Here is a 13,188-nt window from a genome sequence, read left to right on the forward strand (position 1 = left end):
TCAATGACGCCCATTCAAATCTACATGCCAAACACCGTCACTTCGAGCCCGCCTTTCGTCACTTCGAGTGATTTTATGTAGCACAGCGAAATAAAATTGTACCGAGAAGCAGAAAGGTTGCCCGGGCTGGCAAACAGTCCATTAACAATTAGCATTATGGAGTGAACAATTATTAGTAAACAGTGAACAGTGGTCAGTCATTAGTCAATAGGCAAAAGCCAAAAGCCAAAAGCCAAAAGCTCAATGAGCTAAGAAAAAAGAGAAGAGAGATAAGAAGCTGGAGTGAAGAGTAATCAGTAAACAGTTGTCAGTGAGCATTGAGCAGTCATTAGTCAATAGGCAAAAGCCAAAAGGGCAATGAACTAAGAAAAAAGAGCAAAGAGAAAAGACAGTTGCATTGTAGAAAAGCCCACCCTTTAGGGTCGGGGGAAGGCTTTTTCAATGAACAATAACCAATTCCCAATCTCCACATATACCCATTGTTACATTTCCACATTGCTACATTAACCCATTGTTACATTTCCACATTGCTACATTTCCACATTAATCAATTTCCTTTAGCCGCGTCTCTTAGGCAATAGCTAGACCTGTGCATTATTACGTCCACAACTTCATACAAACTGCTAATAATCGCCATCATTAATCCCAATACTTAACCCTATATTTACTGGAAATTATAAATACCAAAAACACAGAACTAAATGGAATGCATTAGTGTTTTCGATATGCTAAAAATAGGGGTTGGCCCATCTAGCTCCCATACTTTGGGACCATGGCGTGCAGCCGAGCGTTTTATAGGGGAATTATTGGAAAAAAGATCACTACCATCCGTTGCCCATATACAAGTACATTTATACGGCTCCCTCTCCCTGACAGGCAAGGGACACGCCACAGACCTGGCCGTTATGTTGGGCCTTACCGGCGCCGACCCCGTTACCTTCCCCATCCAAAATATAAGCCAAATTATAAATGACATTAAAGAGCATAAAATACTGGCTTTAAACAACGTACATAAACTTCAGTTCGACCCCAAGTTGGATATCGTGTTCAAGAAAGAGTTTTTACCGTTTCATGCCAATGGTATGACTTTTACCGCCACCTTGACCAATGGAAAAACAATTGAGGAAACCTACTATTCCATAGGAGGGGGCTTTGTGGTCAAGGAAGAACAAAATAGGGCAAAAAAGAAATTTGAGGTTTTTAAAACCTTCCCCTATCCCATAGAAAATGGAGCGGAACTGCTGACCAGCTGCAAAAAAGAAAATAAGTCGGTTTCAGAATTGGTGTTAGAAAACGAGCGTTCCCTGCGATCGGATACTGAAATAGACCAGGGATTGCAACAAATATGGGATACCATGTTACAATGCATGTACGTGGGTTGCCATACGGAAGGGAACCTCCCGGGCGGACTCAATGTACGTCGTAGGGCCTACGACACGCACCAAAAACTAAAGGGCAACCTCCCCTATTCCACCCCAACGGAATGGCTGGAAACCATTAGGAAGACTGAAGTAAAATTCCGGTCCATCCTAAAATGGGTCAGCTGTTTCGCCCTGAGTGTCAACGAGGTAAATGCCTCATTGGGCCGGGTGGTCACCGCCCCTACCAATGGCAGTGCTGGTGTAATCCCGGCTGTACTTATGTACTATTTGGTAATAGAAAACCATAAGGCCACTTTTAAGCACATTAAGCAATTTTTATTGGTAGCAGGTGAAATAGGCAGTATTTTTAAAAAAGGGGCCACCATCTCTGCGGCCATGGGTGGCTGTCAGGCCGAGATTGGAGTTTCTTCCGCCATGGCCGCCGCTGCCCTTACAGAACTTTTGGGAGGCACTCCCGAACAAGTGCTCATGGCTGCAGAAATTGCTATGGAACACCACTTGGGCCTTACTTGTGACCCCATAGGTGGATTAGTACAAATTCCCTGTATAGAACGTAACTGTATGGGGGCCATAAAAGCGATAAACGCCGCAGAATTGGCACTGGACTCCGATCCTACCAATGCAAAAGTCCCCCTGGATAAGGTGGTGAATACCATGTGGGAAACCGCCAAGGACATGAGTACCAAATACAAGGAAACCTCTGAAGGCGGACTGGCCGTAGGAGTGTATTTAAGCGATTGCTAATAGCCAATGTTCTATTAACAATAAACAGTTAACAATAAACAATTAGCAATGTGAGTGGGCAGTATTCAGTGAACAGTAATCAGTAGTCAGTAATCAGTAGTCAGTAATCAGTAGTCAGTAGTCAGTAGTCAGTAGTCAGTAGTCAGTAATCAGTAATCAGTAGTCAATAGTCAGTAGTCAATAGCCAAAAGCCATTAGCTAAATGAGTTTAGAAAAAAGAGAAAAGATAGTTGAATAGTGGAAAAAGTCCACCCTTTAGGGTCGAGGCAAGGCTTTTTCAATGAACAATAAGCAATTAGCAATAAACAATAAGGAGTGAACAGTCATCAATAATCAGTAAACAGTTGTCAGTGAGCATTGAGCAGTCATTAGTCAATAGGCAAAAGCCAAAAGGGCAATGAGCTAAGAAAAAAGAGAAGAGAGAAAAGATAGTTGAATAGTGGAAAAAGTCCACCCTTTAGGGTCGGGGTACGACTTTTTCAATGAACAATAAACAATAAGGAGTGAACAGTTATTAGTAAACAGTAGTCAGTGGTCACTAGGCTGAAGGCAGAATGCATAAGCTAAAAGTCTCTTAGAAAGGTTAACGGCCTATTTTTATATGCGTAGTAAATCAAGGGATTTTCACAGCTGGAAAAGGAAGGCCTGCCTGACGGCGAGGTAGGTGCCCAAAGAGCATTTCACCTTAGTGAAAGCGGCCTGGGCTCCGTGGACGTGGAAATCCCGTAGATTTCAAGTATAAAAAAATCAGCCTATCCTTGGCTTCTGCTGGCTCCTCTAAATCAAGGTACACCGTACCTTAATTTTTCGGCCCTGGTCGTTTTTTTATCAATGAAAAAAATGAACATTTCCCAACAGCGAGGTGGAAGCTTCTAATATTTATTGGCAACAGACCTCGGGAAACTTATACATAAAATCATTGTATCGTAAAACGAAAGGTAGGCGTAGCGCGGCAATCTGTTTCTTATATTATGAGATTGCTTCTTCGCAAAAGCTTCTCGCAATGACGTATCCCCATAACCCTATAACCTCATAACAAAAAAAGTAAGACCTCTAGTCGACCAGAAAAAGGTCTCTGTCGAGGTGACATGGAGCAAGGAAGAGTGGATAGTAATCAGTAATCAGTAATCAGTAGTCAGTAATCAATAGCCAATAGCCAAAAGCCATTAGCTAAAAGAGTTTAGAAAAAAGAGAAGAGAGAAAAGATAGTTGAATAGTGGAAAAAGTCCACCCTTTAGGGTCGGGGTACGACTTTTTCAATGAACAATAAACAATAAGGAGTGAACAGTTATTAGTAAACAGTAGTCAGTGGTCACTAGGTTGAAGGCAGAATGCATAAGCTAAAAGTCTCCTAGAAAGGTTAACGGCCTATTTTTATATGCGTAGTAAATCAAGGGATTTTCACAGCTGGAAAAGGAAGGCCTGCCTGACGGCGAGGTAGGTGCCCAAAGAGCATTTCACCTTAGTGAAAGCGGCCTGGGCTCCGTGGACGTGGAAATCCCGTAGATTTCAAGTATAAAAAAATCAGCCTATCCTTGGCTTCTGCTGGCTCCTCTAAATCAAGGTACACCGTACCTTAATTTTTCGGCCCTGGTCGTTTTTTTATCAATGAAAAAAATGAACATTTCCCAATAGCGAGGTGGAAGCTTCTAATATTTATTGGCAACAGACCTCGGGAAACTTATTCATAAAATCATTGTATCGTAAAACGAAAGGTAGGCGTAGCGCGGCAATCTGTTTCTTATATTATGAGATTGCTTCTTCGCAAAAGCTTCTCGCAATGACGTATCCCCATAACCCTATAACCTCATAACAAAAAAAGTGAGACCTCTCGTCGACCTGAAAAAGGTCTCTGTCGAGGTGACATGGATCAATTAAGAGTAGGTTGTCACTAGGCAATAGCCAAAAGGGCAATGAGCTAAGAAAAAAGAGCTAAGAAAAAAGAGAAGAGAGAAAAGAGAAGAGAGAAAAGATAGTTGAATAGTGGAAAAAGTCCACCCTCCTGGGTCGGGGCAAGGCTTTTCCAATGAACAATTAGCAATTAGCAATAAACAATGTGTGGTGAACAGTAATCAGTGGTCAGGCATTAGTCACGAGGCATTGGCATTAGTCATTAGGCAAAAAGTCTCTTTGAAAGCCTATCGGCATAAAAATTTCAATTATCCTAACCCTTTATTAACATATACAACCATAATTTGGCAATTAAGACAATATTTAATGCAAATCATGTAAAATATAGTAGGCACAATACTCCTGAATAGGGTTTATTTGTACTAGTGGGATGATACCATACCTTTAAAAACCGATGTCACTATTACAAATCAGCCAAATAATAGCACTAAAAACACAATTCTACTTTTTATGAAAAATTATTTTCATCATTTTCTGGGAGCAGTGCTCCTCCTATCGTTTTCCTGTTCCGAAGCTCCCAAAACAGAAACCAAAACAGCTTCTCTTCCGGTTTACAAAGACGTTCCCTACTTGCAGGACTATAGCATAAAATATAACAAACAGCAGGATGACCTTCTGCTATACCAAGCCTTTATGGACCGTAACCAAACCATTCAGCTATCCGGCTCCGATGGGGTAATGCGAACACATGATGGTCAGTTTCTCTATCCCGGCACCCTATTAAAAGATAAGACTTATAGGCCCATAGCCGATAGAAATATCTCGGCCATGACGGTCTACAAAGATCAATTTGTTTACTTGGACGACAAAGCAGTGCTTAGCAATGCCTGGGCCGGCACCTTATATCTAAAACACCAGCTGCCCAAGGCGAACACATTTGCTGCTGGAAATGATTTCGGTTTTCTGGTGTCCGATGGCCAATCGCTACAATACCTCCACAAAAAAAAGCCTACCTGGACCGGCTCATTAAACAATGATGTGGTTAAATCCATTCGCTTCGATAATAAAAATAATTCTTACTGGGTTTTGGGTGAAAACTCCATCTCTAGCTTCAGCCCAGGCAACCAGACCCTAAAAACCGTATTTCAGGGCAATAATTTCACCTCTTTCGCCCTATTTGACAATAAACTGATCCTTACCACGCTCGATGGCTACTTGGAAGTGGATCCCGCCAGCGGAGAACAAATTGGAAATAAAGTAACCAAACTGCCATGGACAGAAATTACCTATGTGGAAGTCATAGACAATAGGCTATGGTTTGGTTCTACAAAAGGGGCATTTAAACTCAAAAAAGACGGAAAATTTGACTACTATTACGGACAAAGGTGGCTGCCCGGAAACAACGTAAAGCACATTTCCAAAGGTACAGATGGTTCTATCCTTATCCTGACCGACAAAGGGTTGGGACGAATTATTTTTGAGGAAATGACCCTGCATGACAAAGCCCAATATTATGAAAAACAGGTACGTAACAGACATATCCGCCTAGGCTTTAATGCTACTCTGGTAGATATGGAGAACGGTAATTTTGATACGGGCCGACTCTCAGATTCTGATAATGACGGACTCTGGACTACCATGTACCTCGCGGGACAGGTTTTCCGCTATACGGTGACCCAATCTGAAGAAGCCTTGCAAAATTGCAGGGAATCCATGGATGCCATGGAACGCCTGTTCAGTATTAATCCAGTCCCCGGTTTTCCATCCAGATCTTTTGAACGAAGTGGTTATATAGAACAACTGCACGACCCTGAAAGATGGCAACATACAGATGATGAGGAATGGGACTGGAAGTCCACAACAAGTAGCGATGAGGCCATTGGACATATTTTTGCCTATGGTGTAATGGCCGAACTGATGAACAACGACCTAAAAGACCGTGCCATCACCCTGATAGATACCCTAATGAGCCATATTGTTCGCAACGATATGTATATGGTAGACTTTGACGGAAAACCTACTACCTGGGGCCGATGGAATCCCGAATATGTAAATGCCAGACCTAAAATGGTAGGCGACAGAAAAATTAATGCTTCCAATATTATAGGCATGTTACAAACGGCTTATCATTTTACGGGTAAGGAAAAATACAAGGAAAAAGCCTTCGACCTAATGGAAAACCATGGGTATTTGGACAACCTGATGTGGCCCATGAAAGATGTGGCCATGGCTCCAGAAGATGCCGATGACTGGAGCAAAATGTTATCGGAATCCTGGAACCACTCGGACGACGAAATGTACTTTGTTGGCTACTGGGGCCTTTATAAATACGCCTTTAACGACACGCTGAAAACTAAGTTCAAAGAAGCCATAATAGACCATTGGGAGATAGAACGGCCAGAGAAAGAGGGGGCCTGGAACATTATGACCGCCCTTACCGGTACCCAAGAATTTGACTTGGAAGAGGCTGCTTGGTACCTTAGGGAACATCCTATGGATATGGTTTCCTGGAACATAATGAACAGCCATAGAAAAGATATTACTTTTATAGAACCTAATTTTAGGGAACAGACCATAAGTGAGGTACTGCCACCAGACGAAAGACCCGTACAGCGACACAATGCCAATATGTTTAGATTGGACCGGGTGTCTAGTAAAGATGGTAGTGAGGAATACTCTGCCGGGGATATTTGGCTGTTGCCCTATTGGATGGGTAGATATCTAGGGGTAATAAGTGAACCACAATCCTAGGACCTTATATTATACAAAGCACAAGACCCACTATGGAAAACAGCAGAAAACTACTGAAGATTAACTTAGATAACAACCCTATAATCCTATTGTTTGTAACCCCCATACTTTTTAGTGCTTGTGGACAAGACAATTTTAAAATGGAAAAACAAATAACACACGACCTTTCCTATAATCACGACCTTGACAATAATGATAATTTTTCTCCGGACGATGAGTGGTTGGTATATGATACCAGGACTGAAAAAGGAGGTATTGGCGGCAATGGCAAAATAGAGAAGGTCCATTTGGAAAGTGGCCGTAAAGTAGCGCTTTACGAACTGGATAACAATCAGGAATATGGCCCTGGCGTAGGTGCGGTAAGCTACAGCCACACCCAAAACGAAGTAGTTTTTATACATGGATTATTAAATTGTTCTGCGGACAAACCTTATGAACAATGGAGACGTACCGGGGTTATCATTAAGGATGATCAGCCTGGAAAACCCATTTTTATGGATGCCAGGGATATTTCCTTCCCCTATACAGCAGGAGCCTTACGCGGAGGCAGTCATAGGCACGAATACAGTGGAGACGGACAATGGATAGGCTTTACGTACAATGACGCCATTATGAAAAAACTAGAAGATTCTACAGGGGTGAGCCATAACCTAAGGACCATAGGGGTTTCTAAGAGCAATCATCCTGTAGGGATAGCCGACTCTGCAGACGGTGAGAATTTCTCCGGGGAATGGTTTTCTGCCCTAGTGGTAGAAGTGGTTCCGGACCCAACTCCCGGATCCGATGAAATAAATAGGGCAGCGGGCGATAGCTGGGTTGGACATTCAGGCTATAAAAAGCCCAACGGCACTATCCAAAGGGCAAGGGGCTTTATAGGCACAGTGAGAAACCAAAATGGAGAGGCAGTAGACGAGGTATTTATCGTAGATATACCAGAAGATATTACCGTTCCTGGCAATTCTCCGCTGGAAGGAAGCCAAACCACCATGCCAGCGCCTCCCAAAGGAAGTGTGCAACGCAGGCTTACTTTTACCGCCAACACCAAATACCCAGGCTGTGAAGGTATTGTGCGCTCTTCCCATGACGGCAGTATGCTGGCGTTCCTGGCCAAGGACTCCAATAATATTAAACAAGTATTTACCATTTCCCCACAAGGAGGGCAACCTACCCAAAGGAGCTTTCATAATTCGGACGTCCAGGGTTACCTGCGTTGGCACCCAAAAGAACATCAGCTTGTATATGTGTGGAACAATGCCCTGATAGGATTAAAACTAAACGAAGACAAAAGCGTAGTGTTAACAAAACCCGACGTGTATACACCTTCCAACCTGGTGTGGTCCCATGATGGTCATAAAATAGCCTACAATAAAATGGTGATGGACGAAGACAACCAACTGTCCAAACAAATTTTTATGATAGAACTATAAGCCAGACCAAAAAAATAAAACCTATATTTCTTTTAATACCGCTAGGGCCCTATACCTGCTATCCCAATAACCACAATTCACTGATAGCGGCATAACCCAGACATACCCTATGTGGTAAAACAGAACACCTCGGCAGGAACACCCTGGCCCGACCCATAAATTTTGAACTCTGTACCCATATTAACTTATTGCTACATTATATCCCCTAACGGCCCCTTCCTTGGTATAAAAACCAAAAAACGGGAAAAGTTTAAAGTAAGCTCATGTCTTATTATCTTGTAGGATATATGGTATATGCTTTCCTATTTTATGGCCTCAAAATTAATTTTAAGAGAAGTAAAGGGTACAAGCTTCCTAATTTTTATAACAAATCATTACTTTTATCCCACCAAAAACAATTCTAGATGTCCACTACCAAAAAAGAATACAAAAGAGTCACCGTAAAATCCCTTGTTGATATGAAAAAAAACGGGGAAAAAATATCGATGTTAACGGCTTATGACTATTCTATGGCCAAAATAGTGGATGCTGCCAATGTGGATGTCATCCTAGTAGGCGACTCTGCCAGTAACGTCATGGCAGGGCACGAAACTACCCTTCCCATTACCTTAGATCAAATGATCTACCATGCTTCTTCTGTCATCAGGGCCGTATACAGGGCTTTGGTTGTAGTAGACATTCCTTTTGGAAGCTACCAAAGTGATCCCAAGGAGGCTTTGCGTTCCGCCATTCGCATTATGAAGGAAAGTGGAGCGCATGCTGTAAAGGTAGAAGGCGGCCACGAAATAAAGGAATCTGTGAAAAGAATTCTAAACGCCGGAATCCCAGTGATGGGACATTTAGGACTCACTCCGCAATCCATTTACAAATTTGGAACCTATACCGTACGTGCAAAAGAAGAAGAAGAGGCCCGTAAGCTTAAAGAGGATGCCAAATTGTTGGAGAAAATGGGATGCTTCGCCATAGTACTGGAAAAAATCCCTGCAAAATTGGCCAAGGAAGTAGCTGAAAGTGTATCCATCCCCATTATTGGGATAGGAGCCGGAAATGGCGTGGATGGCCAAGTCCTGGTACTACATGACCTATTAGGGATAACCCAAGAATTTAACCCCAGGTTCCTGCGCAGGTACCTGAATTTATTTGACGAAATGGGCAAGGCCATATCCCAATACGTAGATGATGTAAAAACCAGCGACTTCCCTAACGATGATGAGCAATATTAAGCCCCTTAAAAGTTTTCTCCCTAATAGGGTTTATTAGTTTTATACATGGTATTACAACAACCCAATTAATACGGCCCAGGTGTCCAAAAAAATAATTTCCACTGCAGAAAACCTCCAGGTATTGTACGAAGACAATCACCTAATTGCCATAAACAAAAGGGCAGGTGATATTGTACAGGGAGATAAAACCGGGGATACACCACTCAGCGAAGTGGTAAAAAATTACCTTAAACATAAATACAACAAACCTGGTAATGTATATCTTGGGGTAGCCCATAGATTGGACAGACCTACCACAGGGATAGTGGTCTTTGCAAAGACTTCCAAGGCCCTGCCCAGATTAAATAAATTGTTCGCTGAAAAAGACGCCAAAAAAACCTATTGGGCCGTAGTTAAAAAAATGCCCCCTAAAGAAGAGGACACCTTGATCCACTGGCTTAAACGAAACCCTAAGCAAAACAAATCCTACGCCAACATTAAGGAAGTCACGGACAGTAAAAAGGCTATTTTGGACTATAAGCTGATTAAAAAATTAGACCGACATGTTTTATTGGAGGTCAATTTAAAAACTGGCAGACACCATCAAATAAGGTCACAGCTGTCGGCCATTGGCTGCCCTATTAGGGGCGATCTAAAATATGGGGCAGATAGGAGCAATAAAGATGGAAGTATCCACCTGCATGCCAGAAGCCTCTCCTTTATCCATCCGGTAAAAAAAGAATTGCTACAATTGGTTGCCCCCCCTCCTACCGAAAGCATTTGGAATGCCTGTACGTAAATTTTCACTATATTTAGTACACACCCCTTTATAAAAGGTAGTATGGGAACTAGATCATTATTTATTATAGGTTTGCTATGCCTAGCCTCCTGTGGAAGCTACAATTCCATTGATTCCTTTTATGAAGCGCACAAAAATGACAATCAGGTTACGGCAATAAGAGTACCCCAATTTATGCTTACCACCCTCAGTGGCATTTCACCGGAAATAAAAGAATTGATAGGAGGCGCCAATGACCTTAGATATATGCATTTTGCAGTGGAAAACCCCTCCCGAGCACAATTCCTAAATACCCAAATAAATGGTATAACCGGAAACTCTTTCATTGAAATTTTTCGTAAAAATGATGAATTAAAACGCTCAGTGGTTTCTATACGGGAACGCAAGAACAGCGTTAAAGAAATTTTAATCTACAATAATAATATTAGCAGCGGCTCATTACTGTATATCAATGGCGACTTTAACCCAGCCCGTGTGCGACACATGGCACAAAATAACGATTTTGACAACCTTGGGAATTTCTTGGGCAATTACGGGGTAAATCTGTCCAATTAAATTCCCCCCTATATTATTTATAGGAACGCACACTTTCTATCACTACAGAACTTAATATAAGTACCCCCCCAATGACAGTTGTCCAACTGGGGATTTCGGATAAGAATATCATCCCGATAATAATCCCGAAAACAGGCTGTATACTGCTAATAATACTCACCGTTGTAATGGTAAAATGTTTAAAGCAATTTATAAAAAGTGTATGACCAATAGCCGTGGTAAATAAAGCAAGGGCCACCAGGGCCGGCCACTGTTCCGCTATAGCGCCACCTACTTGGTACATAAAAAATGCAGGCGCTAAAACAAATCCCACAATTCCTGTTTGGTAGGCCATTAACATGGAACCGTTGTACCTACTCCCCTTAGACTTCAACATAATATTTCTAATGGCATAAGCCAAGGCCGAAAAAACACCCAAGCCCACCGCTATTAAATGGGAATTCCCTGACTTAAAGTCCGGTGCCAACAAATAGATACCGCACAAAACCAGTAACCCCAAGACAAAATGGATACGCTGGAAAGGTGTTTTTAAAATTATGGGTTCCAGCATGGCCGTTATTATGGGATAGGTAAACATGGACAACATGCCTATGGCCACACTGGAGAGTTGCAGGGAATAGAAATAGGTTATCCAGTGGATACCCAAAAAAAGACTGCTCAATACTATTACCGGCATATCCTTTTTGGCAATACGGAACGATATCTTTTTCCATTTGCAGTACAACAACAAAAATAAAAAGGCCAAACCGGCCCTACTGGCAATGGTTACAGGTACTGGAAGCTGTACATACCTGCCCAGGGCACCAGAGGTGCTAATGAACAACATGGCCAGATTTATCTCCAGTAAATGGTTTATGTGAAGGCTTTTGGTTTTCAAGTCTTTGTTTTATCTGGTAATGGACTTCGCCTTCTCTCTAATAATCTGGGCTACAGGTTTATTTTGTAAATGACTTTCCAACCAGGAAATAATGTCCAAATATAAAAAAGCCCGCTTTTCATATGGGTGATTTTCGTATTTTTTTAATTCATCGTACAACTTCTGAAACTCATTGGACAACTCGTGGGGAAAGATATCCCCCAATCGTCTTAAAAATTTGATCATTTCCTTCTGTACCGCATGCAGGTCGTTCATTTTCAACAGAAATTTATAGGTGCTTTTAAGTTGTACTTCCAAATGGTAGTCCATTCCGGCCTCATAATGGGCAATAAGACTCAAGACCCTGGAGAAACACATCAAATCCTCACGCATCTTAAGATTTTTATTATTAATAATGCGCTTTAGGTACTGTATACATGTTTTGTTGTCCCCTATACCAAAATACAGACAGGCTATCTTATAGTACAATACCATTACATGGTGCTGGTCTATTCTATCCTTATGCTTGTTTATGCCGTACTCTACAATTTTCACCAAATAAAGTCCCTTTTCAAAAGTGCCCTCCAAAAAATGTAGGTTTAACTTGTTCAGATTGATATAAAGAAACGCCAAGGAGGCAATATTGTCATTGTCCGGAAAATCCTTGCTTTCCACTATTTTCTCCATTCGCTCCAAAGTCTCCTTAAATTGCGAACTGTACTTCACATAAAATAGGGATTCCAATAGGTAATGGTTCCCTTTTAAAAAGAAAACAGGATTTAGATAGATCATTTCCTTATTGTCATAGAAAAGGTCTACCCACTTACTGGAGTATTTATAACAGGACAAAAAATCCTGAAGCAAAAAACTATACCAAAGGTGCGCCTTGTACAACCACAGCTTTTCCCTAAACCCCAAATCCTCTATCTGGTATTTGGGCATATGTTTGTCAAAATACTTTTTGACCCTATTTAGATCATCATCACTCCTAACATACCCTATTTTGAGCATCTGCCCATATAATTGGAGCGACAGATTGGATAACTTACTGGTAATAACATTCAATTCCGACAACTTTTTGGCCTGAATGGCCAGCTCATCTGCCCTATCTGGGATACTACGCGTAATATATTGGGTCTCAATAACCTTTTCCAACTCCACTATCTCATAGGCCACATTTTTTTCCTCATTCTCAATGGCCGTAGCCTTTGCCTTATCCAAAATCTTTAAACTTTGCTTATAAAGTCCCTTTTGGTAGAGGATGGTAGCAAAATCCAATTGCTCCCTAATCTGAACCCTAATATTCTGATTTACTGGATTAAGTCTTAAACTAACCAAGATCTGTTTATACAAATGAGCCTTAAGATTGGATAACTGGGCCTTTTTTACAATACCATTTTCCAGAATTAATTTTTCATCGTACACCTTAATTTTATCCAATAAATTGAAAAGGGCCAGGAATTTGGCATCTGTATTCACCCCAAGGCGACCAACGTATAATTTAAATTGACGTTTTTCTGACTTGGAAAGTGATTTGACCAGAACGAATAATGCATCTTTATGCGCATTTGTCATCGTAATAATAAAGGTTTATATTATTGATATTCAGTGATTTATATAC

General features: G+C 41.4%; 8 protein-coding genes. 6 read left to right on the forward strand and 2 right to left on the reverse strand.

Annotated features, from left to right (window positions below):
* Nucleotides 1–701 precede the first annotated feature (701 nt).
* The 6 genes from EHW67_RS15515 (at nucleotide 702) to EHW67_RS15540 (ending at nucleotide 10,711) form a co-directional block, all read left to right on the forward strand.
* Nucleotides 702–2,126 carry an L-serine ammonia-lyase gene (locus EHW67_RS15515; RefSeq protein ID WP_126163303.1) on the forward strand — a complete coding sequence of 475 codons (1,425 nt, stop codon included), beginning with the start codon at nucleotides 702–704 and terminating at the stop codon, nucleotides 2,124–2,126.
* A 2,361-nt stretch (nucleotides 2,127–4,487) separates the two neighbouring features.
* Complete coding sequence (locus tag EHW67_RS15520) at nucleotides 4,488–6,728, forward strand: ligand-binding sensor domain-containing protein (protein WP_126163304.1); 2,241 nt, start codon at nucleotides 4,488–4,490, stop codon at nucleotides 6,726–6,728.
* A gap of 140 nt (nucleotides 6,729–6,868) precedes the next feature.
* Nucleotides 6,869–8,155, forward strand: a complete 1,287-nt coding sequence (locus tag EHW67_RS15525) for a DUF3748 domain-containing protein (protein ID WP_202911997.1) — start codon at nucleotides 6,869–6,871, stop codon at nucleotides 8,153–8,155.
* Between the two features lie 404 nt (nucleotides 8,156–8,559).
* Complete coding sequence (gene panB / locus EHW67_RS15530; RefSeq protein ID WP_126163306.1) at nucleotides 8,560–9,378, forward strand: 3-methyl-2-oxobutanoate hydroxymethyltransferase; 819 nt, start codon at nucleotides 8,560–8,562, stop codon at nucleotides 9,376–9,378.
* Nucleotides 9,379–9,457: 79 nt separating this feature from the next.
* On the forward strand, nucleotides 9,458–10,156 hold the full coding sequence (locus EHW67_RS15535; protein ID WP_126163307.1) for an RluA family pseudouridine synthase: 699 nt from the start codon (nucleotides 9,458–9,460) through the stop codon (nucleotides 10,154–10,156).
* A gap of 42 nt (nucleotides 10,157–10,198) precedes the next feature.
* Nucleotides 10,199–10,711: a DUF4252 domain-containing protein gene (locus EHW67_RS15540; RefSeq protein WP_126163308.1), complete on the forward strand. Its 513-nt coding sequence runs from the start codon at nucleotides 10,199–10,201 to the stop codon at nucleotides 10,709–10,711.
* 13 nt (nucleotides 10,712–10,724) lie between these two features.
* Here EHW67_RS15540 and EHW67_RS15545 read toward each other — a convergent pair whose 3' ends face one another.
* Together EHW67_RS15545 and EHW67_RS15550 are read right to left on the reverse strand one after the other, a co-directional pair.
* Nucleotides 10,725–11,588, reverse strand: coding sequence for a DMT family transporter (locus EHW67_RS15545; RefSeq protein ID WP_238389960.1), 864 nt, complete (start codon nucleotides 11,586–11,588; stop codon nucleotides 10,725–10,727).
* Between the two features lie 9 nt (nucleotides 11,589–11,597).
* Complete coding sequence (locus EHW67_RS15550) at nucleotides 11,598–13,142, reverse strand: hypothetical protein (RefSeq protein ID WP_126163309.1); 1,545 nt, start codon at nucleotides 13,140–13,142, stop codon at nucleotides 11,598–11,600.
* Nucleotides 13,143–13,188 lie beyond the last annotated feature (46 nt).

It is taken from the genome of Arenibacter aquaticus, from assembly GCF_003957295.1.
GTDB lineage: Bacteria > Bacteroidota > Bacteroidia > Flavobacteriales > Flavobacteriaceae > Arenibacter > Arenibacter aquaticus.